This window comes from Deltaproteobacteria bacterium (assembly GCA_029210625.1).
Lineage (GTDB): Bacteria > Myxococcota > Myxococcia > SLRQ01 > SLRQ01 > JARGFU01.
This window is the reverse complement of the sequence record JARGFU010000008.1, coordinates 179,624-204,690: the sequence shown is the minus strand read 5'-3', so window position 1 is coordinate 204,690 and position 25,067 is coordinate 179,624. Positions and strand designations below refer to the sequence as shown.

The window sequence follows — 25,067 nt, the reverse complement described above, 5'->3', positions numbered from 1 at the left end:
CTCCTGCCGCCCTCGCGGCGACGTTTCATCGTGGGTCCGGAGGCGCTGCCCCGGGGCTACAAAGTGTGGTGCCGTGTACGCCGTATGTCGAGCAAGATCCATACCCCGCGCAGGAGTCGCCTAAGTGCACTGAATGCGCGAGGAGGCCGCACGTCTCGACGCAGACAAGGGGTTTCAGGAAGATGAGATGCGCAATAATTGCACTGTTGGTGGGTGGTATGCCCCTTTGCGCGAGCGCAGCGGTGAGGGTGGGCCAGGTCTACGTCCGCGGCGCGCCGGGCGCCGAGATCGGCGCGCGGGTCCTGGCGCACCTCGAGGCGCAGGGGGCCGGCGCCACCGAGGGGCGGGCCCGGCGGGAGCTGCTGCTGATCGCGCCGGCGAAGGAGGGCGGCTGGCACCTGCTGCTCGACTCCACCCCCTCGGGGGTGGACCCCACCCTGGCTCGCTCCCTGGCCCGCCCTCAGGAGGGCAAGGCCCCCCTGGAGGTCCTGCGCCTCGAGGTCGACGGGGGGACCCTCTCCTGGGCGCGGGCGGCCTCGAAGGGGGGCGAGCTGCCCGATCCGGTGAGGGTGCCCGATCCGGGCTACGGCGCGAGCCCCTTCGAGGGGCCGCTGCCGAAGCTCGCCGACGTGGAGCTCCTGGCCTGGCACTGGCTGGCGGGCCACGACATCGAGTCGGGGGTGCGGCTGGCGGGGTTGGCGGACTTCAGCGAGGCCGCCGCCGGGGCGGGGCGGCCGGCGATCTCCCTGGAGGTGAAGGCCGGCGCGCCGCCCTCCACGCGCGAGGTGCGGGTGCGGATCCCGCCCCCCCGCAAGCTGCCTCCCACCGTGGCCGACACCGAGCTGCCCACCGGGGTGGGCGCCCCCGGGCAGACCATCGACCTGATCCAGCTCTCGGGTGAGCCCGAGCCCGCGGCCCTGCGCCAGCTCGCCAAGGTCCTCCTCGCCATCCAGCGGCGTCACCACCAGGCCGAGCCGAAGCGCCCCTTCTGCCACCTGGTGGAGGAGCCCTACCTCGAGCCGCTCTACGCGCTCCTCGCCCGGCAGAAGGGGCCCTGCCAGAAGACCTACCGGGAGCTGCTCGAGAAGGCCCGGAAGCGGCCGGCTCCGACGAACCCCCGGCCCTCGCTGCGGCTACCAGAAGCCCACGGAGAGTGAGGCGGCGCCATAGCCGGGCGCGGCGTCCCCCGCCAGGCTGCCCCGGATGTCGTAGCCGTAGAGCTCGAAGATCCGCACGTCGATCCCCCCGGTGACGTGCAGGCGCGGGGTGATGCCCTCGAAGCGGGAGGGCTCCAGCCACAGGCCGCCGCGCATCCGCACCCGGTCCGCGATGGGCTCGGTCTCGGTGCCCACCCGCAGGCCGACGGTCGGCCGCGGGTTCACCACCTGAGTGCGCCCCTCGAAGAAGGCCTCGAGGCCCGCGGCGTCGCGCCCGTTCACCTTGCGGGGGAGCACCAGCATCAGGTCGCCGGTCAGGAGCATGCCGTCGATCGCCGGCGGGCTGCCCTCGTCGTTCTCGGTGACGGCCATGCGCTGGTTGAGCGCTCCCTCACCGATCCACCAGGCGCCCCCCAGGGTGAACTGCCAGGGCTCCACCACCGCCTCGGGCAGGTCGGCGGTCAGGGTGCCGCTGTCGGGGACGACCCGCGCCGCCTGGGGCAGGCGCATGGAGAGGCCCAGCCGCCAGCGGCGGCCGGTCGGCCGCCAGAGCACGTTCGCGCCGGCGCCGAGCGCCAGGGCGCCCAGGCCGCGGGTCGCGGTCGTCAGGTCGTAGGCGAGGGTGTGCAGGCCGACGCCCACCACCCAGGCGTCACCGGGAAGGGCCCAGGCGACGCCGGCGGTGGAGCGCAGCACCGTCAGGGAGAGGGCGCGGTCCCCGAGGGAGGGGAAGGCCACCTGATCGATGAAGACCCCGGCGCCGACGCGGCCGAAGCGCAGCAGCCCGCCGGCCGCGACGAGGCGGACGCTGCCGCGGGTGGGGCAGCCGTTGTAGTCGACGTCCTGCAGGTTCGTGGGCACCAGCCAGGTGAGGGTGGCGTCCCAGTCGAACCACCCTCCCTGGTGGGGCCGCCGGTTGGCGAGCGCGGTGAGGGTGTAGGGCACCGCCTCGATGCCCTCGGCCACCGCGGTGAAGGCGCCGCCCATGCCCATGAGGCGCAGCCCGTAGTAGGGGCCCACGGTCGGCGACTCCACCGGGCGGCCGTCGAGGATCTGCGGGACCCGCAGATCGTCGAAGCAGGCCTGGAGCTCGGCCACCGGATCGGAGGACTGCGCGCGGGCGGGGGCCGCCGCCAGGAGGAGGCCGAGGACGAGCCCCGCCGCCCCGGCGACGTCGCTCGCCCGGCTCACCCTCGCCGACGCTCTGGAGGCCTCGCTCACTTCGCCGCAAGGTTATGCGCACGGGGAGTGCGAATCAAAACGGCCGTGCTATCGTGCGACCGCTCGTCGGCCGCCTGCCGGCACCCCCCCCACCTTAGAGAAGGCAAGAGGCTCATGGCCAAGGCGATCATCCAGGGCAAGGAGCACGAGGTCCGCTGCGACCTCATCATCCCGAAGAACTACGGCGTCGCCGTCCTGTCGCAGGAGGAGGTCCCCACGGCCACCGTGAACCTCGGTGTCCGCAAGGCGGCCCTCCACCGCTACAAGATCAACGCGAAGGATCCCGAGGCCGCGCTGCGGCGGGCGCTGGAGCTGATGAAGGCGTCGGGAGAGATCGACGACTACGTCCTCGAGCCGCACGAGGAGGCGCCGCCGCCGCCCCCGCCGAAGGCGAAGCCCGAGCCGAAGGCCAAGCCGGCACCCAAGGCCGCTGAAGCTCCTGCTGCCGAGGCCAAGCCCGAGGCTCCGTCGGAGGGTGAGACGCCCAGGGCGGATGGCTGATCGGGAGCGGATCCGGGCGCTCTGCCACGAGGCCGGCTTCGATCTCGTCGGCTTCGCCCGGGCCGAGGCCCTGGATCCCGCGCCCCTGCGGGCGTGGCTGGCCGCGGGCCACCACGCGAGCATGGACTGGCTCGCTCGCAGCGAGGCCGTGCGCTGTGATCCGCGCCTGCTCCTGCCCGGGGCGCGCAGCGTGATCGCGCTGGCGGTGAACTACCACCAGCCGGGCTCCACCGAGCTGCCGGGCGGAGGCCGGATCTCCCGCTACGCCTGGGGGCGCGACTACCACAAGGTGCTCGGAGGGCGCCTGCGGCGGCTGCGACGGGCGCTCGCGGAGGCGGTGCCGGGGATCGCGCTCTGGGGAGGGGTCGACGCGGTGCCCATCGCCGAGAAGGTCTGGGCCGAGCGCGCCGGGATCGGCTGGATCGGCAAGCACGGCAACCTCATCACGACCGCCTTCGGCTCCTGGGTCTTCCTCGCCACCCTCGTCACCGACCTCGAGCTGCCGCCGGACGCGCCGCACCCCGAGCGCTGCGGCCGGTGCGAGGACTGCCTCCCCGCCTGCCCCACCGCGGCCATCGTCGCGCCGGGGGTGATCGACGCGCGCCGCTGCCTCTCCTTCCACACGATCGAGCACCGCGAGCCCTGGCCCGCGTGGCTCGCCGAGGCGCCCGGCGAGTGGCTCTTCGGCTGCGACGCCTGCCAGGACGTCTGCCCCTGGAACGAGAAACACGCGACGCGCTCGAGCGTCGAGGACTTCGCGCCGCGCGCGGCGATCATGGGGCGATCACTCGAGGCGTGGCGGGACCTCGACGAGGCCGGATACGCCTCGGCGAGCGAGGGGAGCGCGCTCCGCCGCGCGGGCCGGGAGGGGCTCCGACGCAGCGCGCGGGCGCTGCTCGCCCATCATCGATCCGGCGAGGGGGAAGGCTGATCGACCGCGCTCTCGGTCGCTCGATCCAGGGCTCAGAGAGATGGGGCGCGGGCGCCTACCACTCTCGATCGCCGGGTTCAAGGTCTTCCGTCCGGTCGATCGATATGGCCCGCAAAAAAAGTATCCGAAAGCACTTGTGGCGCTGATCCGGCTGTGATCTAAAACAGCCGCCCGATCGGTCTTGGTGAGTGATCGGGAAGGTAGTTGAAATACACATCCTCAACGCAATCAGCGGGGAAAGTGAAAGATGACTCAGGGTCAGTTCAAGAAGGAGTGGGCCGCGCTCGTGCAGAAGCGCATCGAGACCGTGAACAAGAAGGACGCCATCGCGCTCCTCGACGACCTCATCGCCTACATCGCGAAGAACTCCAAGAAGGACAAGGTGAACGTGCCGGGCCTCGGCATCTTCACCGTCCGTGCTCGTCCGGCGCGCTGGGGCCGCAACCCCCAGACCGGTGAGAAGATCCGCATCAAGGCTTCCAAGAAGATCGCCTTCCGCGCCTCGAAGGCCTTCAAGGAGGCCACCGGCACCTACAAGGCCAAGGCCAAGTAAGCGCCCGGTCAGGCAGTAGAGGAAAAGGGGTCTTCCGGTTCGTCCGGGGGGCCCCTTTCCCGTTGGTTCACGCCTTGTCGCTCCCCGGAGGGGGGAATAAGACGCGGGCATGAGCGCGATCGAGATGAAGCTCTTCCACTCCGGCGCCTTCCACGAGGGCGTGGGCCGCCGGAGCGTCCTCCGCCCCTTCGACGGCTCCGAGGTGGGCAGCGTCCACCTCGCCGGCCCCGAGCAGATCGAGGCGGCGCTCGCCTCGGCGGCGGCGGCGGCGCCGGCCCTGCGCGAGACCCCGGCCCACCAGCGGGCGGCCTGGCTCGACGGGATCCGCCAGGGGATCGCCGCGCGGCGCGAGCGCTTCGTCGAGCTGATCGTCGCCGAGGGTGGCAAGCCCCGCCGCTTCGCCGAGGGCGAGGTGGCCCGCTGCCTCACCACCTTCTCCTTCGCCGCCGAGGAGGCCCGCCGCATCGGCGGCGAGGTCCTCCCCTTCGACGCAGTGCCCACCGGCGAGGGCCGCCTGGGGATCGTGCGCCGCTTCCCGGTGGGGCCGGTCACGGCCATCACCCCCTTCAACTTCCCCCTCAACCTCGTCGCCCACAAGCTCGCGCCGGCGCTCGCCGCCGGCTGCCCGGTGCTGCTCAAGCCCGCCGACGAGACCCCCTTGTGCGCGGGGCTCCTCGCCGAGATCTACGCCGAGGTCGGCGTGCTGCCGGGCGCGCTGGCGGTGCTCCCCTGCGAGGTGAAGGACGCGGCGCCGCTGACCGCCGACGAGCGGGTGCGGCTGCTCTCCTTCACCGGCAGCGCCACGGTGGGCTGGATGCTCAAGGGGCTGGCGGGGAAGAAGCCCGCGCTGCTGGAGCTCGGCGGCAACGCCGCGGTCATCGTCCACGAGGACGCCGACCTCGAGCAGGCCGTCGAGCGCTGCGCCTTCGGCGCCTTCGCCCACGCCGGCCAGGTCTGCATCTCGGTGCAGCGGATCTACGTCCACGCCGCCGTCCACGACCGCTTCCTCGAGGCGCTGGTCGAACGCACGAAGGCGCTGAAGTGCGGCGACCCCTCCGACCCCGAGGTCGTGGTGGGTCCGCTGCGCGCCGACCGCGACGCCGACCGGATCCTCGAGTGGGTGAGGGACGCCGAGGCGGCCGGCGCCGTGCGGCACTGCGGAGGCGAGCGCGAGGGGAGGGTGATCACGCCGATGGTCTTCACCGGGGTCGACCCCTCGGCGCGCCTCTCCTGCGAGGAGGTCTTCGGCCCGGTGGTGGTGGTCCACCGCTACGAGGACTGGGAGGAGGCCCTCGCCCGGGTGGACGACTCCCCCTTCGGACTGCAGGCCGGCGTCTTCACCCGCGACGTCGGCAGGGTGATGGAGGCCCACCGGAAGCTGGAGGTCGGGGCGGTGATCCACGACGATGTGCCCACCTACCGGATCGATCCGATGCCCTACGGGGGCGTGAAGGGCTCGGGGCTCGGCCGCGAGGGGCTGCGCTACGCCATCGAGGCCATGACCGAGCCGCGCCTCCTGGTCCTGCGGGGCTGAGTCCTTCGATTCGCTCCCGCCTCCGAGGCGGTGATAAAATCCGCCTCATGGGTCGGGCTGGTCTCTTCGCACTCGTGGTGTCTCTGCTGGCGGTCCCCGGGGGGAGCGCCCTGGCGGCGGTGGGGAGCGTGGAGTGGCAGCTCCAGACCCTCACCCCGGAGCTCCCCTCCAGCCGCGAAGGGATCGCGGCGGCCTGGGATCCGGTCGAGGAGCGGGTGCTGCTCTACGGTGGGCTCGACGCCTCCGGCTACAGCAACGAGCTGTGGTGGTGGGATCCCGTCCTGGAGGCGTACCACCAGGTGCCGACCCAGGCCGTGGCCTGGCCTCGCGCCCGGGCGTTCGGGCGGATGACCTACGATCCCGTGCGCGAGAACTTCCTCCTCTTCGGGGGCCGCGACGGGCTGGGCGTGATGGGGGATCCCTGGACCTTCGATCCCACGACGCGAACCTGGTCGCCGGTGACCGCCGGCACCCTGCCCCTGCCCCGCGAGGGGCAGGTGATGGCCTGGGATCCGTCGACCTCCTCGATCGTCGTCCACGGCGGCACCAACGGCGCCATCGAGCTGGGCGACGTGCAGATCTGGAACGGCACGCAGTTCCTCCAGAGCACGCCCGACGGCGCCAGCCCGGCGGCGCCCACCCTGCGTCGGCACATGGGCTTCTGGGAGCCGAACAGCGCCGAGCTCTTCGTCTTCGGCGGCGAGGCCGGCGGGGCGGAGTCCGCGGCGATGTGGGCCTACAGCCCCACCACCCGGCTCTGGCGCCAGGTGACGCCGGCCACCTCCCCCGGCGCGCGCCAGGACGCGGTGATGGCCGTCGACGCCACCGGCGCCTGGCTCTACGGTGGGGAGGTCGGCGGCGGCCTCCTCGACGACCTCTGGTACTGGGAGTTCTCGGTGGGCGACTGGGTGCTGGCCTCGGGGGCGGTCGCCCCGCTGCCCGCCGCCCGGGCCGCCGCCGGGGCGGCCCTGGATCCGGTGGTGGGCTCCCTCATGGTCTTCGGTGGGGTCACGGCAGCCGGGCGGAGCAGCGAGATCCTCGACTGGTCTCTGGGCGGCACGATCGGCTACGCGCTCCCGACGCCGGGTCCCTTGGGGCCCCTGGCCCGGACCGAGGCGGCGATGGCCTACGACGCGACCAACGACCGCTTCCTCCTCTTCGGGGGCGACACCCAGGGAGGCTTTCCCCTCGCCCGCACCTGGCTCCTCGACGCGACGACCTGGGCCTGGTCCGACCGGCCGCTGCGGGCCAGCGCGCCGCCGGCTCGCAGGCGCGCGAGCATCAGCACCGTGGGCAGCGACGGGACCATCGTCCTCCACGGCGGCGCCGACGCGGCTGGCGCGCTGCTCGCCGACACCTGGCGCTGGAGCCCGGCGACGATGACCTGGACCGAGATCGCCATCGGCACGGGGCCGACCGCCCGCTCCGGCGCCGCGATGGCCTACGAGCGGCAGAGCGGGCGGCTGATCCTCCACGGCGGCCTCGGCGCGGCCGGCCCGCTGGCCGACACCTGGGAGGGCGACGCCGCAGCCGGGACCTGGACGCCGCTCTCGCCGGGCGCGAGCCCGCCGGCGAGGGAGGGGGCGAGCATGGCCTCGCTGCCCACCGCGGGCGTGCTCCTCCACGGTGGGCGGGACGCCACCCAGGACCTCGCCGAGACCTGGCGCTACGATCCGGGCGCCGGCACCTGGGTCGGGGCGTCGCCGACCCTGGAGCCTCCGGGTGTCTTCGACGGCGGGATGGCCCTCGACGAGTGGAGCTACGTGCCGGTGCACTTCGGCGGCGCGACGACCTTCCCCACCCTGACGGTGCGCGGCCCGACGCATGTCTTCGAGGCGGCCGACTGGAGCCTCTTCTCCCCGAGCACGCCGCCCCCCGCTCGCGCGGGCCACGCGATGGCCGCGGCCCCCTCCCGGGGCGGGATCCTGATCTTCGGCGGTCACGACGGGAGCACCGGGCTGGACGACCTCTGGTGGGGCACGATCCCCTCGCCCGATCCGGTGCAGCTGGGCACGCCGGCCCTGGCGCCGCCGGTGGTGGTCTGCCCCCCGACCAGCGCGACCTACGACGTGCAGATCGAGGACGCGGACGGCAGGAAGATCCTCGATCCCGCCAAGGACTCGGCCGGGATCACCGCCACCCTGCTCAACCTGCCGGCGAGCACCCAGCTCATCGGCAGCACCCTCTCCGGGGGAACGCCGCTGCCGGCCATCGCCCAGGTGGGCACCCTCGTGAACGGCACGGTGCGCTTCACCCTGAGCGCCTCCGCGCCGGGGAGCGGAGAGCTGCTCGTCGTCCCCGACCCGGCCGGCTGGCCGAACCTGAGCGTGCCCGTCGACCTCGCGGCCGGCGCGCCCTCCACCGCCGCCTCGACCTTCTTCTCCTCCCACCCGACGGTGGTGACCGGGCTCGACGTCGCGACCCTCACCTTCTCGCCGAGGGACACCTGCGCCAACCTGCTCGGCAGCGGCCAGACGGTGACCTTCACGAGCGTCATCGGGACGATCGGCTCGGTGACCGACAACGGCGACGGCAGCTACGAGACCACCCTCACCACCCAGGGCGCCGACTGCTCCAGCAGCTCGACGCGGCTCGAGGCGCTGGTCGACGGCAGCGTGGTCTCCACCCTCAACGTCGCCCTCGCCTGCAACGTGGCCGACGTGGATCCGGCCTCCCCGGTGACCTCACCCCTCTCCGGCCGCGCCTGCGCGAGCCAGGGCATCTTCGCCGAGGTGACGATCGTCCCGCAGGACAACGCCGGAAACGCGCTGCCCCCCGGGCGGACCATCATCGTGCAGGAGAACCCGCCCTTCCTGATCGCCGGGCAGGTGCGCGAGGGCGTCAACCCCTCGGGCGAGCCCATCTACCGGATCGAGGTCGGCTCGAACCGCTGCAGCCCGACCCCGGTCTCGGTGCGCCTCACCGTCGACGGGGTGCTGCTCTCGACCATCCCGCAGATCCGCTTCGTCTGTGAGGACGTCGATCCGGCGACCATCGGCCTGGTGGCGCCGAGCGTGGCGGTGCCTGCCGACGGAGCGAGCCCCGCCCTCCTGGAGGTGGTGGCCCTCGACGAGTGCGGGAACCCTGCCCACAGCCGGCCGGTCTCCCTGGAGAGCGCCGACCCCGAGGTCACCATCGCCTTCGCGCCGGCGCTGGTGGTGAGCCAGGACGTGGTGGGAGACCCGGCCGACGCGACCGCCGCCTTCGAGGCGCGCAGCGCCCTGCCCGGGACCTTCGACGTGCGCGCCACGGTGGACGGCCGCTCGGCGATCCTGCGCAACGCGCTGACCTTCCTCGAGTCCGGGGGCCTGGCCCTCGTCCACCAGAGCACGACCCGCCGGGGTGTGGCCGGGCAGGTCGTGTCCCTGCGCCTCGAGCTGACCAACACCTACGCGGGGCCGCTCGACGCGGTGATCTTCGAGCCGCGCACCGCGGGCCTGCGGGTGCTCTCGGCCACCGAGGTCATCGATCGGGGGGACGGCACCTTCGAGGTCGGAGGGATGCCGGTCGGCAGCACCGTCACCGTCGAGCTCGAGGCCGTCCTGCAGCCCGGCCGCGCCGTGGCCAGCAGCGAGGTGGACGTGCGCTTCCGCCTGCGCGACAGCGGGCTCGCCGGCCTCGCTCACAGCCCGAAGGTGCAGATCGAGGTGCTCTCGAGCAGCACCGGCGGCTGGGAGTGCGGCACGAGCGGGGAGGCCGGCGCCCCGGCCCTCGCCGCGCTGCTCGCCCTGCTGGGGCTCTCGCTCATCGGCCGCCGGCGCCGCTAGTTGCCCTCGCCCATGTGCATCAGGGGCAGCGGCTTGGTGCTGTCCGAGTCGATGAAGTAGACCTTCGAGGCCGGATCCTTGGAGATGGCCTTGAGGGCGTCGAGGGCCTGCAGCTGGATGTAGGCCGGGTTGCGGGCCGTCGCCTCGTTGATCTTCTGGATCTCGTAGGCCCGCGCGTCGGCGAGCACCCGCTGCTTGGCGGCCTGCTCCTCGGCGGCGCGGCGCTCGGCCTCGGCGGTGGCGATCTTCTGCTCCTGCTCGGTCTTGAAGCGGGCGAGCTCGGCCTTCTGCTTCTCGGCGGCCTGCTCCCGCTCCTTCTTCTGCTCGATGGCCTTGGTGATGAAGGCCGGCAGCTTGATGTCGCGGATCAGCACGTCCTCGACCACCAGCCCCTTCGGGCCCAGGAAGGAGACCAGCTCGGACTTGATCTTCGTCTGGAGCTGCTCCTGGGTCTCCTTGAGGAAGAAGTCCTCGGCCCGCTTGATCGACTTGCCCTGCTCCCGCAGCAGCGAGCGCAGCTTGGGCGTGAGGTGGACGTTGATGGCGCGCTCCTTGGTGCCCGACTCGGCCAGGATCTGGGGCGCCATCTTCGAGTCGAGGCGGTACTGCACCGAGACGTCGATCTGGGTGGTGAGCTGGTCCTGGCTCGGCACCTCGGCGGACTCCATGTAGGTGTCCTTCCGGGAGTCGTAGAGGGTCCAGTTGTAGAGGGGGTTCACCGGGAAGTGCAGGCCCGACTCGTAGCCCTCGGGCACCACCTCGCCGAAGATCGTGGCCACCGCCACGTGGCCCACCGGCACCGACTTGAAGCTGCAGGAGCCCACCCAGGCGGCGAGCAGGATGGCGATGATGAGGATGGGGACGGATTTGTACTTCATGGCTTCCTCGCGATGGGGTGCGGGTTCCAGGAACGACGTTCGGGAGGAGGGGTCGTCCGACCTCCCGATCGTCTGACGGGTCCGAGGCCCGCCGGTCTCGAGAGCCAAGGTAGGGTCTCTCTCCGCTCGCGCCAGCCCCTCATCCCTCCAGAGAAAGCTGGCGCTTTCCGTCCGGGCGGGCTAGATAGCCCTCGTCGTCGGTGTTCTTCCCCGGCGGCCCGGCGAACAACAGAGCCTCGGGAGATCACCGGGGTGCGCCGCTTCGAGATCGACTTCTTGCCCTTCGCTGTTGTGTGGGTCGGAAACCCCTTTCAGCGAAAAGAGCAGAACATGTCCCTCTCCTTCGAGGCCTTCGGCCTCCACGACTCCCTCCTGCGCGGCGTGCGCGAGGCCGGCTTCGAGGCCCCTCGCCCGATCCAGGCCGAGACCATCCCGGCCAGCCTCGAGGGCCGCGACGTGCTGGGTCTGGCCCAGACCGGCACCGGCAAGACCGCAGCCTTCGCGCTGCCCCTGATGCACCGCCTCCTCGAGGGGGGGCGCAAGACCACCCACGGGCCCCGGGCGACGATCATCGCTCCCACCCGCGAGCTGGCCACCCAGATCGCCGCCGAGATGAAGACCCTCTCGGCCTTCACGCCGCTGTCGGTGATCACCATCTACGGGGGCTTCTCGATGAAGCGGCAGATCAACGCCCTGGCGCGTCGGCCCGACATCGTCGTGGGCTGCCCGGGCCGGATGCTCGACCTCGTCGGTCAGGGGGTCCTCAAGCTCGACCGGATCGAGACCCTCGTCCTCGACGAGGCCGACCACATGTTCGACATGGGCTTCCTGCCGGACATCCGCAAGCTGATGATGCCGATGCCCGATCGCCGGCAGAACCTCCTCTTCTCGGCGACCATGCCCAAGGAGATCCGCCACCTCGCCGACGACCTCCTGCGGGATCCCGAGGTGGTCGAGCTGAACCGCTCGGCGCCGGCCGAGACCGTCGACCACGGCCTCTACCTCATCGCCGAGGACCACAAGCGGGACCTGCTGGAGCACCTGCTCGACGCGCCCGGCTGCGAGAGCGCCATCGTCTTCACCCGCACCAAGCACCGGGCCCGGCGGCTCGCCCAGCAGCTCGACCGGGCCGGCCACCGGGCGGTGGGCCTGCAGGGCAACATGAGCCAGGGGCAGCGCGACCGCGCCATGCGCGGCTTCCGTGAGGGCGAGTTCGACGTGCTGGTGGCCACCGACATCGTGGCCCGCGGCATCGACGTCAGCGGGGTCTCCCACGTCATCAACTACGACGTGCCCAACACCCCCGAAGCCTACACCCACCGCATCGGCCGCACCGGGCGCGCCGAGCTCTCCGGCGAGGCCAGCACCTTCGTCACCGGCGTCGACCACGGCTGGCTGCGCGCCACCGAGAAGATGATCGGCGAGAAGATCCCGCGCCGCCGGGCCGAGGGCTTCGAGGAGGAGGCCGAGTCGCGGGACGTGAAGAAGAGCGGCGGCGGCCGCGGCGGCCGTCCGACCGGGCGCCCGGGGGCGCGGCGGGGCCAGGGGAGCGGGGGCCGGAGCCCGAAGGCTGCGGGCCGGCCTGGCCAGAGGAGGAGCGGCGGCGGTGGTGGCGGCGCAGGCGGGAGCCGGCGGCGCCGGCGGAGGAAGCCCGGGGCGGCCTCCGCCTGAGCACCGGCTGAGCCGGGACGGTCTTCCACCCCTACTTCGCCTGGTTGGCGACGGCCTTGGCGGCCTTCTTCGCGGCCTCGGGGTCGCCGAGGTAGCGGTGCGAGATGGGCCGCAGGTCCTCGTCCAGCTCGTAGAGGAGGGGGATCCCGGTCGGGATGTTGAGCCCCGGGATCTCCTCGTCGGAGATGCCGTCGAGGTGCTTCACCAGCGCCCGCAGGGAGTTGCCGTGGGCGACGATCAGGGGCCGCTGGCCGGCGCGCAGCTGCGGGACGATGTGATCGTGCCAGTAGGGGAGCATCCGCTCGACCACGTCCTTGAGGCACTCGGTTGCCGGCAGGACGTCGGGGGTCAGGAAGGCGTAGCGCCGGTCGTGCTTCGGGTGCCGCTCGTCCTCGGGCTCCAGGGCCGGGGGCGGGATGTCGTAGCTGCGCCGCCAGACGTGCACCTGCTCCTCGCCGTGCTTCTCGGCGGTCTCCTTCTTGTTGAGCCCCTGGAGCGCACCGTAGTGCCGCTCGTTGAGGCGCCAGTGGCGCTGCACCGGCAGCCAGAGCCGGTCCATCTCGGAGAGGCACTCGACCATGGTGAGGATCGCGCGCCGCTGCAGGGAGGTGTGGACGACGTCGAAGTCGAAGCCCTCCTCCTTCAGCAGGCGGCCGGCCTGCCTCGCCTCCTCCACGCCCAGCTCGGTCAGCCCCACGTCGGTCCAGCCGGTGAAGCGATTCTCGAGGTTCCACTCACTCTGCCCGTGCCGAAGCAGTACCAGTTTCGTGCTCATGGCGGCGGATGCTGGCACAGGGCCGGGTCCCCGTTCAACCGGGGAGGATCCTTGACGCACCGTGTCGAGGCTCACCAGGGCAGCGCCGCTTACGTTTGGTGGCGGCGCTTCTCCGGGGCGGGAGGCCTGTGCTACCGAGGGGCTCGCCGGTCCGGCGATGCGCCGCCCTTTGGGAGGGTGCGCGGGAGCCAGGACGGACCGGTCATGGGAGGAAGTCCAAGATGCGCTCGCTGCTCGCCCTGACCCTCGGTCTGACCCTGCTGGTCCCCTTCGCCTCCGGCTGCCCCAGCGAGACCGACGCGGTCTCCTGCACCGGTAACGCCGACTGCCCCAACGACCAGCGCTGCGTCGCCGACTTCTGCGAGGCGGTGATCTGCGATCCCGGCTGCCAGACCGGCTTCGAGTGCCGCCACGGCACCTGCGCCTGCCTCGAGGACGCATCCTGCCAGACCGGCGAGGTCTGCGACGCCACCGGAGCCTGCGTCCCCGACACCACCCCTCCGGAGTGCACGGCCGACGACGGCTGCGATCCCGGCGAGATCTGCGTGGACAACGTCTGCGTCGCCTCGCCCTCCTGCGCCGCCGACGCCGACTGCCCGGGCGCGCGGGTCTGCGACGCGGGCGTCTGCGTCGAGGCCTGCGCCCAGGACGGCGACTGCGGCAGCCCGGCCCAGGCCTGGGCCTGCGAGGCGGGGCACTGCAGCCCCCGCTGCCTCTCCGACAACGGCTGCCCGGCCGGCACCATCTGCGACCTGCAGGGCATGGGCGGCATCTGTCACCCCGCCGAGTGCGCCACCCTGGCCGACTGCTCCGGCAGCAACGTGATCTGCGACAGCGCCGACCACGGCCGCTGCCAGGGCATCACCCCCTGCACCGCCGACACGGACTGCACCTTCGGTGAGTGGTGCGGCCTGCCTGCCGACTGCCCGCCGGGCTACGACTGCACGGCCGGCAACGAGTACTGCGTCGCGCGCCCCTCCTGCGTGGTCGACATCGACTGCCAGGCCGGCGAGTTCTGCGACCAGAACTTCTGCTTCGAGGCTACCGGCTGCACCACCCGCGCCGACTGCGGCGCCACCTTCGACTGCGTGGGCGGCCTCTGCGTGCCCGGCGTCTGCCGGGGCCCGGCCGACTGCGCGGCCACCGAGGTCTGCGTGGGCGGCACCTGCGTCACCGAGGGCGGCGGCGCCGCCGTGGACCGGGTGGCGATCCTCTCGCCGGGCGGCGTCCTCCTGCCGGGGGAGAGCCGCGGCCTGATCGCCGTGGTCTACGACGGCAACGGCGACGCCATCCCGGGCGCCATCGTCACCTGGGCGAGCAACGCCACCGGCAGCGTGGACGTCGACGCGGCGGGCACCGTGACCGGCGGCAGCACGCCGGGCGCGGCCACGATCACGGCGGCCTCGGGCGGCCAGTCCGACACCGTCGACTTCATCCTCCTCGATCCCCTCGGCGGCGACTTCCGGGTGACCGTCCTCGACGGCGACACGGGCGATCCGGTGTCCACCGCCACGGTGCAGGTGGAGCCTTCTTCCAGCAGCGCCCTGGAGGCCACCGTGGACGCCACCGGCGTGGCCCGCTTCACGATGAGCTCCTTCCCGGCCAACGTGCACGTCTACGACGACGCCCACGACTACGTGAGCCTCTTCGGGGTCACCGCCGACGATCTGGTGGTGCCCCTGCCCCCGCAGTCGAACACCGGCCTGGTGGCCGGCCTCACCGGCAGCATCTCCTACGCCCAGGTGACCACCACCGGCGACGCCTCGGTCGGCCTGGCGGGCGCCTCCTTCGGGCAGAGCCTCTCGGACCTCGATCTCGGCGCGGTGATGGGTGACACCTTCGTGGTCACCATCCCGGGCCTCGGGCAGCAGATGCCCCTGCCCGGCGGCATGACCGCCGAGGCCTCCTTCGGGGGCTTCCCCATCCAGCTGAAGACCACCTGGTACGCCCGGGGTGAGCCCGGCCTGCGGGCGGTCTGGGCCTTCGGCGGCAAGGTCGGCTTCGACCGCTTCCAGGGCGGCGGCGGCGCGGCGGGCACCCTCGCCGGCATCCTCCCCCTCTTCGGCCTCTTCGAGCACGGCCTCGAGCCGCGGGTCCTGGTCTCCTCTCAGGCCACCATCGTCGACACCGCCGACATCGACGGCGACGGCAACACCACCGAGCTGGTCCCGGACTGGAACGCCTTCCCCCGCCGGACCCTCACGCCCGCCCAGGCCCAGACCCTGCGCCTCCACGTGGATCCGGCGCCGATGCCCACCCTGGCCGGCGCCCCCACCGACACCGTGATCCTGCTGGCCGGCGTGCGCAGCGGGCGGCTGGGCCTGACCCCGCTGGGCCTCTCGGCCACCGAGCTCGAGAACACCGGCGACACCGAGGCTCCGCCCGTGACCATGCGCCTCACGCCGGTCTACGGCGGCCTCGAGGTGGGGCAGTACCAGCTGCTGGCGATGGCCGCCTCGACCTCCGGCGGCGGCGGCGGCTTCGACATGCCGACCCAGGCCTCGGCCCGGGTGCTGACGGCCTCCAACCTGCCCACCGACGTGGCCCTCGATCCCTTCCTGGCCTTCCCGGAGGCGACCGCCTTCGCGGCCGGCACCCGGACCCTGGCGGCAGAGAACGCCAGCGGCGCCGACCTCCACCGGGAGCGGGTCGCCGCTGCCGGCCGGGCCTGGATCATCTACGGCCCGCAGACCGGCGGCAACTGGGTGCTGCCCGCGCCGCCCTCCGGCATGGACGATCCGGCGGCCAGCCCGCTGCAGGTGACCATCAGCGTGCTGGAGCTGACGGCCGGGGACTACCAGTCCCTGACGGCGGCCACGGGAGCGACCCTGCAGTCGCTCGACGAGGTGACCGCCGCCTACGCGCGCTTCATCCAGTAGCGCTGACGCGCCGGGACAGATAGCGCGCGATCAACAGCGCCAGCGTGATCAACCGGCCGCCGAGCCGATCTTCTTGAAGTCGCCGGCGACCGCGTAGGGCATGCCGCGGCCGGTGTCGATCGGCTCGCAGCGCGTCACCTCGATCACGCCGGTGAGGGCGTTGGTCAGGCGCAGGGGCGGGTCGACCTTGATCTCGACGAGGGTGCCCGGCTCCAGGGCGCGGTCGCTCTCGAAGGAGAGGCCGCCACCGCTGACGGTCTTGGCGTAGCCCTCGACCACCTCCTCGGTGCCCTCGATCCGGTACTCCATCACGCACCCGAGGCGCATCCGGGGGAGACGACGGCGATCCTTCTTGCTGCTCACGGCCAAGAACATGGGAACCTCCTCGAGGGTTCAGCGACTTCCAGCTTCAGGTAGGAGAGGCGGCTCGCCGGACCCACCGGCGACCTGCGAGTCGACCGTAACGTAGAATCCGCGGCCGTCCAGTTTTTCGCCTGGACCCCGGTGGTTCCAGGGGAGCTCGGGTCGATTGCCAAAGGAGGGGTCGGGGCGCTAGGAAGGGCACATGTCCGAAGGCGTCGGCACCTCGCTCGAGACCCATCCCTTCCAGACCTTCTGGAACTGGCTGCAGCTGCACCTCAACTGCGTGCTGCGCGCCGGCTCGGCCTCGGCCATCGTCTTCGACGACGACGACCTGCACTGGCACTTCGGCATCGAGGACGACGACACCTACCTGGTGCAGGTGATCCGGGGGAAGCGCATCCAGGCCGAGCTGGTGCTGCACCCCTCGGAGGTCGCCTACGTGCAGGCCAGGCCCGGGGACCGCAGCGACGAGTTCCTCTTCGAGCTCGTCCCGCCCACCGCCGACGCCGAGCCGATCTTCCACTTCGTGATGTCCCACGGCCTCGAGGCCGACGAGGCCGAGTCGGGCGCCGGCGCCCGCTGGACTCACTGACCCTCAGTCGATCGACCCAGCAGCTCCGGGTGCCTCGAGCAACTCGGGCTGCTCGACATATCGAGCCATGTTCTCCAGGCTCTTCACGCAGTAGAAGCCGTCGTTGATCCGCTCGTCGAAGGTGTAGCGGATCGGCACCACCTCGCGCACGCCGACGGTGTCGTCCTCCTTCACGTAGGGGACCTTCTTCGTCTTCCCGACGACGGCGAAGAGGGGGACCGTGCCGTACTCGAAGAGGTGGTGGTAGGCGGCGTCGAGGCCGACGCTGCCGAGGTTCGCCACGAAGAGGCTGGCGTAGAGGGGGTCGTTCTTGAGCATCGCCCCCGGGATCAACCCCCAGTAGTCGGCCACCCGCAGGAACCAGACGAAGAAGCGGATGAGCGAGCGAGGCAGGTAGCTGGCGAGGTTCATCTCCTTCTCGGAGGAGGTGTCCTTCTCCGCCTTGCCCACGCCGACGGCCTCCTTCACCCGCTCGCCGACCTTCGCGAGGGTGTCCTCGGCCTCGAAGATCACCTTCACGGTCGTGAGCTTGGCCTTGTCCGAGAACTGCTTCTTCACCGCGAAGGAGATCGCGACCTCCTCGCGCTGGTAGATCTTCCGGCCGGCGACGAAGCGGTTGAGCCCCGGCCGCTCGGCCAGGGCCCGGGCCATCGCCGCCAGGATGACCTGGAAGAGGTTCACCTCCTCGTGCTGTGCCAGGTAGGCGCGCGTGCCCGTGATCGGGATCTCCTGATCGAAGTAGACGATCGCCTCGGTCCGCGTCGGCATCAGGTGAGGCATGATCTTGCGCAGCACGTGCTCGCGCTTCGGCCGGACTCCGTCGCTCCTGCCCAGGATCCCCATCGTGCTCTCCTTTCGAGAGAGCTACAGCATACCGGCGATGTGCGCTCCGATGGCGAGGGAAGCCGTCGCGGCCGGGGAGGGGGCGTTGAGGACGTGCGTGACGGGGCCGTCGCTCAGGATCACGAAGTCGTCGGCCAGGCGCCCGTCGGGGAGGAGGGCCTGCGCCCGGATCCCCGGGCGGCCGGGCCGCAGATCCGACGCCTTCAGCCCCGGCAGGAGCCTCGCGGCGTCCGCGGCGAAGCGCCGCCGCGAGTAGGAGCGGCGCAGCTCGGCGAGGCCCGTGCGCAGGTTCTGGCGCATGAGCCGGCGCAGCCCCCGGCTGCGGAGGCTCTCGGTGGCGTCCCGCAGGGAGAAGGCGCCCCGCCGGTAGCCCTCCCGGGCCCAGGCCAGCACCGCGTTGGGCCCGCAGGAGACCCGGCCGTCGATGTGGCGGGTGAGGTGCACCCCCAGGAAGGGGTAGCGGGGATCGGGCACGGGGTAGATCAGGCCCTTCACCCAGGCGGCCGCGGTGGGCTTGAGCTCGTGGTACTCGCCCCGGAAGGGGACGATCCGCACCGGGCTCGAGAGGCCGCTCTTCTCGGCCAGCCGGTCCGAGTGGAGGCCGGCGCAGGCGATGGCCCGGCTTGCGCGCAGGAGGCTGCCGTCATCGAGGTAGACCGCCGCCGCCTCGGGGCTCGCCGCGATCAGGCAGGTGACCGCGCAGCTCCGGCGGATCTCGCCACCGGCGGCCTCGATCTTCTCGGCGAGCTTCCGGGCCACCTGACCGAAGTCGACGATGCCCGCGTCCCGCACGTGGAGGGCGGCCAGCCCCCCGGCGTGGGGCTCGAGGGCGTGGAGGCCGGCCGCCTCGACCAGCTCGCAGTCGACGCCGTTCTCCTCTCCGCGGGCCAGGAGCAGGTCGAGGGCCGGCAGCTCCTCGGGGCACGCCGCGACGATCACCTTCCCGCAGAGCTCGAAGGGCACGCCCTCGGCGGTGCAGAAGTCGATCAGCTGCTCGCGGCCCGCCCGGCAGAGCCGGGCCTTGGCGGAGCCCGGGGTGTAGTAGATCCCCGAGTGGATCACCCCCGAGTTGCGGCCGGTCTGGTGCGCGGCGAGCTCGGCCTCCTTCTCCAGGACCAGGACCCGCCAGTCGGGGTGGGCCACCAGCGCCGCGTGAGCGCAGGCCAGGCCCACGATGCCGCCCCCGACGACGATCAGATCGTGAGAGGGGGGCGCCGGTCTGCCATCAAAGTCGGGCACGCGCGGACTCGATCTCGGTCGAGGAGAGCGCGTTGGCCGCCGTCTCGAAGGCCTCGTCCTCGGCCGAGGCCAGACCTGCCTCGGCCTCGCGGGCGAGCAGGGCCGTGAGGTAGGTCACGAGCTCGGTCAGCTCGCGGGCCTCCTCCCCGGAGGCCGTCTTCAGGGCGTGGCCCGCGCGCAGCAGGCTCGCCTCGAGGGCGACGAGGGCCGTGAAGGCGTCGGCGACGCCGGCCAGCCGCAGCTGGTGCTCCATGATCCGCGGGCCGTACTTCTTGGCCATGGAGGAGAGCAGCGTGCGGGTGCGGGCCTGGAGGGCGTCCCAGCGCTCGCCCTGGGCCTTCAACGCCTCGGGCAAGAGCCCGGCGATGGCGCCGGCCTCGGTGCCGGCGAAGGGCAGCGCGCCGGCGGCGAGGTGGAAGCGCAGGACCTCGTTGGCGCCCTCGAAGATCTGCGTGATCCGGCAGTCGCGCAGGATGCGGGCGACGCCCACCTCCTCGATGAAGCCGGCGCCGCCGTGGATCTGGATGGCCTCGTCGGCGATCTCGACGGCGCCGTCCGAGCAGAAGATCTTGGTGGCGGTGGAGGTCCAGATGACGTCCGAGCCGTGGCGGGCCTGGAGCAGCCCGGTGAGGCGCACCAGGCTCTCCATGGCGTAGATGCGCGCCCGCATCCGGGCGAGCTTCTCCCGGACCTGGCCGAACTCGGCGATGGGCTTGCCGAACTGCCTGCGGGTGAGCGCGTGGCTCATCGCCATCTCGTAGGCGGTCTTGGCGCCGCCGAGGGCGCCGGCGCTCATCAGGGTCCGGCCCCAGGCCAGGATGCAGTTCATCAGGTCCAGGCCCTTGCCGGGCTCGCCGATGACGCGGTCGGTGGAGACCCGCAGGTCCTCGAAGGTCAGGCCGGTGGTGGAGGAGGCGCGGATGCCGAGCTTGTCCTCCTCGCGGCCGACCTCGAGGCCCTCCATCGTCTTCTCGAGGAAGAGGAGGGAGTAGCCGCGGCGGGCGCCGCCGAGGCCCGGGGTGCGGGCCAGCACGGTGAAGACGTCGGCGAAGCCGCCGTTGGTGACGTAGACCTTCTCACCGTTGACGGTGAGCAGGGTCGGGTCTTCCTCGTCCATCACCCCGGTGGTCTTCACGCCGGCGATGTGCGAGCCGGCGCCCGGCTCGGTGGCGGCGAAGGCCCCGATCAGCTCGCCGGTGGCCATCTGCTCGAGGAACTTCGCCTGCAGGTCGTCCGAGGCGTAGGCGATCATCCCGCGCAGGCCGAGGCCGTTGTGCAGGCCGATGGAGACCGCCACCGAGCGGTCCACCCGGGCGATCTCCTCGATGATCCGGCCGGAGCCCACCAGCGAGAAGCCGGCGCCGCCGAACTTCTCGGGGATGGTCAGGCCGTAGAGGCCCATCTCGGCGGCCGAGGCCCGGATCTGCGGGGAGATCGCGTGCGCCTCCTCGATGGCGGCGGCGTCGAGCGTGTCGTTCGCCCAGCGCCGCACCGGGTCCACGAGCATCGAGACGCTCTCGGCTTCCTCGGCGGTGGCCCCCACGAGATTCAGCGCCTCGGCGAGCGCTGCGTGATCCTCGTGAATCCTCTCGAAAGCGTGAACGGTCTCGGTGCCCATGGTGTACCTCTAGAACTGAACGGTGCTGCGTTGGTGCGAACGCTCGTCGAACTCGGCCTGACGACCCCGGTAGAACTCGCGCCACAGGTAGAGGTAGCCCTCCTGCAGGCGCTCCGGGCTCATCTGGTGCGGCTCGAAGACCACGTTCGCGTCGTTGTAGTGCTTCCAGGTGTGGTCGAAGATCCGACCCTCCTCCTGGTAGCGGTGCCAGATCGGGGTGCCCGGGTAGGGGGTCGAGACCACGAACTCGGCCAGCTCGATCCCGGACTTGCTGGCGAACTCCAGCATCCGATCGAAGGTGCCCTCGTCGTCACCCTCGTTGCCCACGAGGAAGGAGACGTAGGGATCGATCCCGAACTCCTTGCAGCGGGCGATGACCTTGTAGGCCTTCTCCAGCGCCTTGGGGTCGTTCGGGCCGAAGGCGTTGCGGGTGATGGGGTCGAAGCCGCCCACCAGGTAGAAGCGATCCATCCCCGTCGACCGCATCTGCTGGAGCAGCGTCGGATCGAGGTTGAGGATCATCGGCATCGAGATGCCGAGGTAGGAGATCTTCACCTTCACACCCTCCTGCTGGAGGCGCAGGGTGGTGTCGAGGAACTCCCGCAGGTGCTTCCGGGCGCCCTGGAGGCCGAAGATCGAGGTGTCCTCGGTCAGGGAGACCATCTTGCCGGCGTCGGCGTAGGCCCGCATCGTCGCCTCGAGCTGCTCCTGCGAGTAGAAGCGCATCTTCTTGCCCATGTGGATGGGCAGCACGCAGGCGTCGCAGGTGAGGGGGCAGCCCCGGGAGAGCTGGAAGGGGTAGTCGTCCGGGTGGTGCCCCTCGGTCTCGGCGTTGAAGTAGAGGTCGACCCGCGGGACCGGCGAGGTGGAGAGGTCGTGCGGCGGCGCGACGTACTTCTTCTTCAGCGAGCCCTTCTCGGCGTCGGCCAGGAGGTCGGCCCAGACCGGCTCACCCTCGCCCACGACCACGGCGTCGACGTGCTCGGCGACGACGTCGGGCATCTGGGTGGGGAAGATGCCGCCGGCGACGACGGTCTTGCCCGCCGCCCGCATCTGGTCGGCGATCTCCAGGGCCCGGGTCGCGGCCGGGGTGAAGAAGGAGAGGGCGACGACGTCGGTCTCGAGGCCGGCGTCGACGGGCGTCAGGCGGTCGTCGATGAAGGCGACCTCGTACTGCTCGGGGGTGGCGGCCGCCACCGAGGCGATACCCAGGGAGGGCGGGCCGAGGTACTCGTCCGCCGGGACGAACTCGAGGAGCTCGGGGTGCGCCTCGGCGTGCCGCTCGAAGCCGGGATAGACGAAGGTGACCTTCATCACGCGCCTTCCAGGTGGGCGGCGAGGGAGGTGATCACCTCCTCGACGGTGGCCAGATCCATGACCTCCTCGAGGTCGGGATCGATCTCGAAGGTCTCGCTCACGCGGGAGAGCAGCTCCATGCTCTGCAGGGAGTCGAGGCCCAGGTCCTCGCGGAGGCGATCCTCGCCCTTGATCTCGCCCGGCTCGGCGCTGACCAGCTCGGCCACGATCTCGAAGACGGCGGTCTGAAGTTCTTCCTTGCGGTCGCTCATGCTGTTCTCCTGGCGGGGGTCTCCCGCGGAAGGAATCCGTTCTTGCGATACCACCCGACGGCGGCATCCAGGGTCTCGTTCAGGGGGCGGGGCGAGAGGCCCAGGGAGGCCCTCGCCCGGGAGATGTCGACGAACTGACCGTCGCCGATGGCATCCGCCATCTCGCGGGTCAGCAGCGGGCGGCCCTTGCCCTCGGCGAGGACCCGCGCCTCCTCGGCGTGGGCCAGCGCGCGCGCGGCGGCCAGATCGAGGCGTCGCGCCGGGACGGGGACCTCGAAGCGATCGGCGATCTGCTTCACGAAGTCCTCGACCGTGATGTTGTGGCCGCCGAGGATGTAGCGCTCGCCGGGCTTGCCGCGCTCGGCCGCCGCGATGGCGGCCTCGGCCAGATCGCGAGCGTCGATGAAGTTCACCTTGCCCTCGATCCAGAAGTCGAGCTTCTCCGAGAGCTGGCCGAGGAGGAAGAAGCCGGTGCCGACCTTGTGGTCGTAGGGGCCGAGCACGCCGGTGGGCATCAGCTCGACGACCTCGAGCCCCTCTCCGTTGGCCGAGAGGGCGGCCTCGGAGAGGGCCAGCTTGATCGCGGCGTAGGTGTCCCCCTCCTCCGGAGCGGTCAGTCCGTCCTCCTCGGTGGCCAGCGCCCCGGCCGGCGCCTTGCCGACGGTGGAGACGGTGCCCACGTAGACCACCCGCCGCAGGCCGGCCTCGCGGGCCGCCTCGAGGACGCCGCGCAGGTGGCGCACGGCCATCTCGACCTGGGCCTCGGTGTCGACCGAGTAGCGGGGATAGTGGCCGGCGGCGAAGTAGAGGGTCTCGCGCCCCTCGAGGGCCTCGGCGAGGCCCTCGCCGGTCTCGAGATCGGCGGGCACCAGCGGCAGCTTCAGCCGCCGGGCGAAGATGGTGTTGCTCGACTTGCGGCGGGTGGAGACGACGTCCTCTCCGCGGGCGAGGAGCGCCTCGCAGAGGTTCAGGCCGATGAAGCCCGTGCCGCCGACCACCACCGAGCTCATGCCGCGCTCTCCTCGCGCAGCAGCGTGCGGATCGCGGCCCGGCGGGCGCTGGCGTCGCCCTCGCCGAGGTGCCCCGGGGCCAGGTGGAGGATGCGGTCGGCGCGGATGCCGAGCTGATCGAGGAGGGTGGCGCTCAGGGTGTTCTCGAAGGCCTTCCGGGCCTTCGGATCCGCCTCGTCGAAGGCGGGCCCCTCGAGGACGAGCAGGAGGTCCTCGGTGCCGCTCTCGGCGTTGCCCGTCGCCAGGGCGGTGACGCGCCGGCCCTCCAGCACGCCGGCGTCGAGGAGCACCTGCTCCACGTCGTCCGGGTAGTAGTTGCGCCCCATCTTGATGACCATCTCCTTGAGGCGGCCGGTCACGAAGAGGCGGCCATCCTCGATGAAGCCGAGGTCACCGGTCTGCAGCCAGCCCCCGGCCTTCAGCTCGGAGGTGCGCTCGGGGCGGCCGTGGATGCCCTCCATCAGGCAGACGCCGCGCACGACGATCTTGCCCTGGTGCCGCTCGGGGAGGAGCTCGCCGGCGGCGTCCACGATGGCGATCTCCTGGCCCGGCAGAGGCCGGCCCACCGAGGCGACGGGCGCGCCTGCTTCCGGCGAGGGAGAGGCGGCGACCAGCTCGCCCTTCTCGATGGTCGCGTCGAAGGGGTAGGTCTCGTAGGTGCGATCCAAGAGCGGGCAGGTCGCGGCCAGGGCGTTCTCGGCCAGGCCGTAGAGGGGATAGAAGGCCGACTTCTGGAAGCCCACCCCGGCGAAGCGCTCGGCGAAGGCGTCACAGGAGTCCGGCTGCACCTGCTCGGCGCCGTTCAGGGCCAGGCGCCAGCTGGAGAGGTCGACCCCCTCGAGGTAGCGGTCGCTCACCCTCCGCACGCAGAGGCGGTAGGCGAAGTTGGGCGCGGCGGAGAGGGTGGCCTTGAAGGTCGAGATGGCCTGCAGCCAGCGGTAGGGCCGCATCAGGAAGGCCTCGGGGGCCATCACGTAGGAGGGGAAGCGGAAGTAGAGGCTGGAGCAGAGCACGCCGACCAGGCCCATGTCGTGGACCAGGGGGATCCAGCTCATGCCCACGTCGTCCTCGCCCAGGGCCAGGGCCTGCCCGACGCCGGCGACGTTCGAGAGGAGCTGACGGTGAGTGAGGCGGACGCCGCCCGGCAGGTGGGTGCGGCCGGAGGTGTACTGCAGGAGCGCGAGGCCGTCGGGAGAGAGCGCGGGGAAGTCCGCCGCCGGAGCCTCGTCCGCCCGCAGGGCCTCCATGGTCTTCACGCGCCCGGGCTTGCCGAGGCCCTCCATCACCCGGCCGAGGGACTCCTCGGCCCGATCGGTGGTGATGCAGTGGCTCGCCCCGGCGTCGGCGACGATCCGGGCGACGGTGCCCTCCACGTAGGCGTCGATCCGGCCCATGGTCAGGGGCAGGGGCCAGGGGACGGGCACGCCTCCGGCCAGGAGGGTGCCGAAGAAGGCCTCGAGGAAGTCCGGGCCGGTGGGGAGGAGGAGCACCACCCGCTCGCCGGGCTCGAGCTCCCAGGCCAGCAGGGCCCGGGCGAAGGCCTCGGAGCCCGCCTGCAGGGCGCCGAAGCTGACCTCGGTGGGCTCGTTCTTGGCGTCGAGGAAGCCGAGGTAGGTGCGATCGGGGTGGGAGCCGGCGGCCCGGGCCAGGGCGGCCGGGAGAGTCTCCACCTCGAGGGCGGGCATCGGCGGACCCTCGAGGTGAGCGAGGGGGAGCCGGGTCTCGGCGGTGTCGGGGAGCGCGGTCATGAAAGGGCGCCTCGGTCTCGGGAGGCCGGCAAAGGGACCACGGCGATCGAGCGCCGGTCGCCAGGCCTGGTTCCGGCGAAGGAAAGGGGGCCGCAAACTACCCACCCCCAGCAGCAAGATCAATCACGCAAGCCGCTGTTTTGGCGGTCTTTTTTGGTCTGACCAACTGCAAAAAAGCGAAGCCCCCCTCCGCTTCCGGAGAGGGGCTGCTTCCCCCCC

Annotated in this window: 20 protein-coding genes; 9 read left to right on the top strand and 11 right to left on the bottom strand. The window is 71.9% G+C overall.

The window, feature by feature from the left end; all coding sequences use genetic code 11:
* Positions 1-218 precede the first annotated feature (218 nt).
* The gene (locus tag P1V51_09755; protein MDF1563319.1) at positions 219-1,157 is read left to right on the top strand and encodes a hypothetical protein; all 939 of its coding nucleotides are present in this window, start codon (positions 219-221) and stop codon (positions 1,155-1,157) included.
* On the opposite strand, the gene P1V51_09750 is transcribed toward P1V51_09755, so the two are convergent.
* Positions 1,134-2,348: a hypothetical protein gene (locus tag P1V51_09750; GenBank protein MDF1563318.1), complete on the bottom strand. Its 1,215-nt coding sequence runs from the start codon at positions 2,346-2,348 to the stop codon at positions 1,134-1,136. The genes P1V51_09755 and P1V51_09750 overlap by 24 nt on opposite strands.
* A 144-nt stretch (positions 2,349-2,492) precedes the next feature.
* On the opposite strand from P1V51_09750, the gene P1V51_09745 reads away from it, so the two are divergent.
* The 5 genes from P1V51_09745 (at position 2,493) to P1V51_09725 (ending at position 9,664) form a co-directional block, all read left to right on the top strand.
* Positions 2,493-2,879 carry a hypothetical protein gene (locus P1V51_09745; protein MDF1563317.1) on the top strand — a complete coding sequence of 129 codons (387 nt, stop codon included), beginning with the start codon at positions 2,493-2,495 and terminating at the stop codon, positions 2,877-2,879.
* Positions 2,872-3,810, top strand: a complete 939-nt coding sequence (gene queG, locus P1V51_09740; protein ID MDF1563316.1) for a tRNA epoxyqueuosine(34) reductase QueG — start codon at positions 2,872-2,874, stop codon at positions 3,808-3,810. Before P1V51_09745 ends, queG begins: the two co-directional genes overlap by 8 nt.
* Before the next feature lie 247 nt (positions 3,811-4,057).
* Positions 4,058-4,363, top strand: coding sequence for an HU family DNA-binding protein (locus P1V51_09735; protein ID MDF1563315.1), 306 nt, complete (start codon positions 4,058-4,060; stop codon positions 4,361-4,363).
* A 109-nt stretch (positions 4,364-4,472) separates the two neighbouring features.
* Entirely contained in the window at positions 4,473-5,897 is a 1,425-nt protein-coding gene (locus tag P1V51_09730) for an aldehyde dehydrogenase family protein (protein MDF1563314.1), read from the top strand.
* Positions 5,898-5,944: 47 nt separating this feature from the next.
* Positions 5,945-9,664 carry a kelch repeat-containing protein gene (locus tag P1V51_09725; protein MDF1563313.1) on the top strand — a complete coding sequence of 1,240 codons (3,720 nt, stop codon included), beginning with the start codon at positions 5,945-5,947 and terminating at the stop codon, positions 9,662-9,664.
* Here P1V51_09725 and P1V51_09720 read toward each other — a convergent pair.
* Positions 9,661-10,542 carry a prohibitin family protein gene (locus P1V51_09720; protein ID MDF1563312.1) on the bottom strand — a complete coding sequence of 294 codons (882 nt, stop codon included), beginning with the start codon at positions 10,540-10,542 and terminating at the stop codon, positions 9,661-9,663. The two genes, P1V51_09725 and P1V51_09720, sit on opposite strands and share 4 nt — an antisense overlap.
* Before the next feature lie 330 nt (positions 10,543-10,872).
* Here P1V51_09720 and P1V51_09715 point away from each other — a divergent pair, with 330 nt between their 5' ends.
* Positions 10,873-12,213 carry a DEAD/DEAH box helicase gene (locus P1V51_09715; protein ID MDF1563311.1) on the top strand — a complete coding sequence of 447 codons (1,341 nt, stop codon included), beginning with the start codon at positions 10,873-10,875 and terminating at the stop codon, positions 12,211-12,213.
* A gap of 31 nt (positions 12,214-12,244) precedes the next feature.
* Here P1V51_09715 and gpmA read toward each other — a convergent pair whose 3' ends face one another.
* The gene (gpmA, locus tag P1V51_09710; protein MDF1563310.1) at positions 12,245-12,988 is read right to left on the bottom strand and encodes a 2,3-diphosphoglycerate-dependent phosphoglycerate mutase; all 744 of its coding nucleotides are present in this window, start codon (positions 12,986-12,988) and stop codon (positions 12,245-12,247) included.
* A gap of 221 nt (positions 12,989-13,209) precedes the next feature.
* Between gpmA and P1V51_09705 the strand changes: the two genes are divergently transcribed.
* The gene (locus P1V51_09705) at positions 13,210-15,867 is read left to right on the top strand and encodes a hypothetical protein (GenBank protein ID MDF1563309.1); all 2,658 of its coding nucleotides are present in this window, start codon (positions 13,210-13,212) and stop codon (positions 15,865-15,867) included.
* A gap of 48 nt (positions 15,868-15,915) precedes the next feature.
* Here P1V51_09705 and P1V51_09700 read toward each other — a convergent pair whose 3' ends face one another.
* Entirely contained in the window at positions 15,916-16,242 is a 327-nt protein-coding gene (locus P1V51_09700; protein MDF1563308.1) for a PilZ domain-containing protein, read from the bottom strand.
* 190 nt (positions 16,243-16,432) lie between these two features.
* On the opposite strand from P1V51_09700, the gene P1V51_09695 reads away from it, so the two are divergent.
* Positions 16,433-16,822, top strand: a complete 390-nt coding sequence (locus P1V51_09695; GenBank protein ID MDF1563307.1) for a hypothetical protein — start codon at positions 16,433-16,435, stop codon at positions 16,820-16,822.
* A 3-nt stretch (positions 16,823-16,825) separates the two neighbouring features.
* On the opposite strand, the gene P1V51_09690 is transcribed toward P1V51_09695, so the two are convergent.
* The 7 genes from P1V51_09690 to P1V51_09660 are packed head-to-tail and all read right to left on the bottom strand — an operon-like array spanning position 16,826 to position 24,848.
* The gene (locus P1V51_09690; protein MDF1563306.1) at positions 16,826-17,665 is read right to left on the bottom strand and encodes a 2-oxo acid dehydrogenase subunit E2; all 840 of its coding nucleotides are present in this window, start codon (positions 17,663-17,665) and stop codon (positions 16,826-16,828) included.
* 21 nt (positions 17,666-17,686) lie between these two features.
* Positions 17,687-18,904 carry an L-2-hydroxyglutarate oxidase gene (gene lhgO / locus P1V51_09685; protein MDF1563305.1) on the bottom strand — a complete coding sequence of 406 codons (1,218 nt, stop codon included), beginning with the start codon at positions 18,902-18,904 and terminating at the stop codon, positions 17,687-17,689.
* On the bottom strand, positions 18,891-20,522 hold the full coding sequence (locus tag P1V51_09680) for an acyl-CoA dehydrogenase family protein (GenBank protein ID MDF1563304.1): 1,632 nt from the start codon (positions 20,520-20,522) through the stop codon (positions 18,891-18,893). Before P1V51_09680 ends, lhgO begins: the two co-directional genes overlap by 14 nt.
* 9 nt (positions 20,523-20,531) lie before the next feature.
* Positions 20,532-21,836, bottom strand: a complete 1,305-nt coding sequence (locus P1V51_09675) for a radical SAM protein (protein MDF1563303.1) — start codon at positions 21,834-21,836, stop codon at positions 20,532-20,534.
* Positions 21,836-22,090, bottom strand: a complete 255-nt coding sequence (locus P1V51_09670) for an acyl carrier protein (GenBank protein MDF1563302.1) — start codon at positions 22,088-22,090, stop codon at positions 21,836-21,838. The genes P1V51_09675 and P1V51_09670 overlap by 1 nt, the downstream gene beginning before the upstream one ends.
* A complete protein-coding gene (locus P1V51_09665) occupies positions 22,087-23,100 on the bottom strand; it encodes an NAD-dependent epimerase/dehydratase family protein (protein ID MDF1563301.1) in 1,014 nt (337 codons plus the stop codon). The genes P1V51_09670 and P1V51_09665 overlap by 4 nt, the downstream gene beginning before the upstream one ends.
* Positions 23,097-24,848 carry an AMP-binding protein gene (locus tag P1V51_09660; protein MDF1563300.1) on the bottom strand — a complete coding sequence of 584 codons (1,752 nt, stop codon included), beginning with the start codon at positions 24,846-24,848 and terminating at the stop codon, positions 23,097-23,099. The genes P1V51_09665 and P1V51_09660 overlap by 4 nt, the downstream gene beginning before the upstream one ends.
* Between the last annotated feature and the right edge of the window lie 219 nt (positions 24,849-25,067).

Bases quoted from the DNA above. Each gene is read 5' to 3' on its own strand.
- P1V51_09755 (MDF1563319.1), top strand. From the start codon at position 219: ATGCCCCTTTGCGCGAGCGCAGCGGTGAGGGTGGGCCAGGTCTACGTC.
- P1V51_09745 (MDF1563317.1), top strand. From the start codon at position 2,493: ATGGCCAAGGCGATCATCCAGGGCAAGGAGCACGAGGTCCGCTGCGAC.
- queG (MDF1563316.1), top strand. From the start codon at position 2,872: ATGGCTGATCGGGAGCGGATCCGGGCGCTCTGCCACGAGGCCGGCTTC.
- P1V51_09735 (MDF1563315.1), top strand. From the start codon at position 4,058: ATGACTCAGGGTCAGTTCAAGAAGGAGTGGGCCGCGCTCGTGCAGAAG.
- P1V51_09730 (MDF1563314.1), top strand. From the start codon at position 4,473: ATGAGCGCGATCGAGATGAAGCTCTTCCACTCCGGCGCCTTCCACGAG.
- P1V51_09725 (MDF1563313.1), top strand. From the start codon at position 5,945: ATGGGTCGGGCTGGTCTCTTCGCACTCGTGGTGTCTCTGCTGGCGGTC.
- P1V51_09720 (MDF1563312.1), bottom strand. From the start codon at position 10,542: ATGAAGTACAAATCCGTCCCCATCCTCATCATCGCCATCCTGCTCGCC.
- P1V51_09715 (MDF1563311.1), top strand. From the start codon at position 10,873: ATGTCCCTCTCCTTCGAGGCCTTCGGCCTCCACGACTCCCTCCTGCGC.
- gpmA (MDF1563310.1), bottom strand. From the start codon at position 12,988: ATGAGCACGAAACTGGTACTGCTTCGGCACGGGCAGAGTGAGTGGAAC.
- P1V51_09705 (MDF1563309.1), top strand. From the start codon at position 13,210: ATGCGCTCGCTGCTCGCCCTGACCCTCGGTCTGACCCTGCTGGTCCCC.
- P1V51_09700 (MDF1563308.1), bottom strand. From the start codon at position 16,242: ATGTTCTTGGCCGTGAGCAGCAAGAAGGATCGCCGTCGTCTCCCCCGG.
- P1V51_09695 (MDF1563307.1), top strand. From the start codon at position 16,433: ATGTCCGAAGGCGTCGGCACCTCGCTCGAGACCCATCCCTTCCAGACC.
- P1V51_09690 (MDF1563306.1), bottom strand. From the start codon at position 17,665: ATGGGGATCCTGGGCAGGAGCGACGGAGTCCGGCCGAAGCGCGAGCAC.
- P1V51_09680 (MDF1563304.1), bottom strand. From the start codon at position 20,522: ATGGGCACCGAGACCGTTCACGCTTTCGAGAGGATTCACGAGGATCAC.
- P1V51_09675 (MDF1563303.1), bottom strand. From the start codon at position 21,836: ATGAAGGTCACCTTCGTCTATCCCGGCTTCGAGCGGCACGCCGAGGCG.
- P1V51_09670 (MDF1563302.1), bottom strand. From the start codon at position 22,090: ATGAGCGACCGCAAGGAAGAACTTCAGACCGCCGTCTTCGAGATCGTG.
- P1V51_09665 (MDF1563301.1), bottom strand. From the start codon at position 23,100: ATGAGCTCGGTGGTGGTCGGCGGCACGGGCTTCATCGGCCTGAACCTC.
- P1V51_09660 (MDF1563300.1), bottom strand. From the start codon at position 24,848: ATGACCGCGCTCCCCGACACCGCCGAGACCCGGCTCCCCCTCGCTCAC.